The organism is Bacteroides sp. ET71, from assembly GCF_023336905.1.
Classification (GTDB): Bacteria; Bacteroidota; Bacteroidia; order Bacteroidales; family Bacteroidaceae; genus Bacteroides.
Genome location: NZ_JAMBLS010000098.1, coordinates 1 through 1138, shown reverse-complemented (window position 1 = coordinate 1138; position 1138 = coordinate 1). Strand labels below are relative to the sequence as shown.

The window sequence follows — 1138 nt, the reverse complement described above, 5'->3', positions numbered from 1 at the left end:
GCGGAAACAGGACTTGCGGCAGGCTCCCGCCACCGAAGAACCCGCCCCGCAGCAATCCACGAAGTGGAGCATGGAGCAGGTGGACTGGCAGAAGCTCGCACGCATGGGCATCACACCCGAATCGTTGGGCGAAATCGGTACGGCACGGTTGCTCAACGGGCATGAATCCGCCGTACTGGACATCAAGACCAGTTTCGAGGGCATCAGCCTCGAAACGCCTGCCTGCATCCGGCTGGTGGAATCGCCCGACGGGAAACCCGTGCTCAATATCGAGTGCTGCAGGCAACGCCCGGAACTGGGCGAATACATGGGCACTGAACTTCCTCAGGAGGTGCAGGACAGCTTGCTCAAAACACACAATGCCGGACGTCCTATCGACATCCGCCAGCCCGATGGCACGGTAGAAACCTGCCTTCTTTCCTTCAACCCCAAGACCAACCGCCTGCACCACCTTCCCATGCAGGATATGAAGCAGGTACGTGAAATCAACGGCGTAACGCTGACCGAAGACCAAGGACTCCGCCTGATGAACGGCGAGTCCGTATTGGTCGAGGGCATGTGGTCCGAGCGGAGGCAGAAGCATTACGACGCACGCCTCCAGTATAATGTATGCAAGGGCGGCTTCGATTACGACTTCCGGGGGCTGAACCGCAAGGTGGAGCAGGGGCAGAGCCAGAGCGGACAGCGCGAAATCATCATCCCGCAGAAGCTGAAAGGGGTGGAACTGAGCCAGGAACAGAAAGATGCGTTGAAAGCGGGCAAAGCTGCCTATGTCAAGGGCATGTCCGACGGCGTCGGAGGCACGTTCAACGCCTATGTACGCCCCAACTACGAGAAGATGAAGTTCGACTTCTTCCGCTGGAATCCCGACAAGAGCAAGAAGCAGTCGCAGGGACAGACTGGCGGGCAGCCGAAACAATCCGCGCAGACGGCGTCCCAGAACCGCCGTATCCGGAAGTCGGAGAAAAAGGGAGTCGGTGCATCACTCTAATTACTTACCTATAATATATAAGTGTATATGAAGAATGTTATCATCGCAGAAAAGCCGTCGGTGGCGCAAAACATCGCGGCAATCGTGGGAGCAGGACAAAGGAGGGACGGGTATCTGGAAGGCAACGGCTATGCCGTAACATGGGCG

1 protein-coding gene is annotated in these 1138 nt (G+C 57.5%); it reads left to right on the top strand.

The features are described 5' to 3' along the window. On the top strand, positions 1-991 hold a 991-nt coding region (locus tag M3090_RS15315), incomplete at its 5' end, for a DUF3945 domain-containing protein (RefSeq protein WP_249057711.1). Positions 992-1138 lie beyond the last annotated feature (147 nt).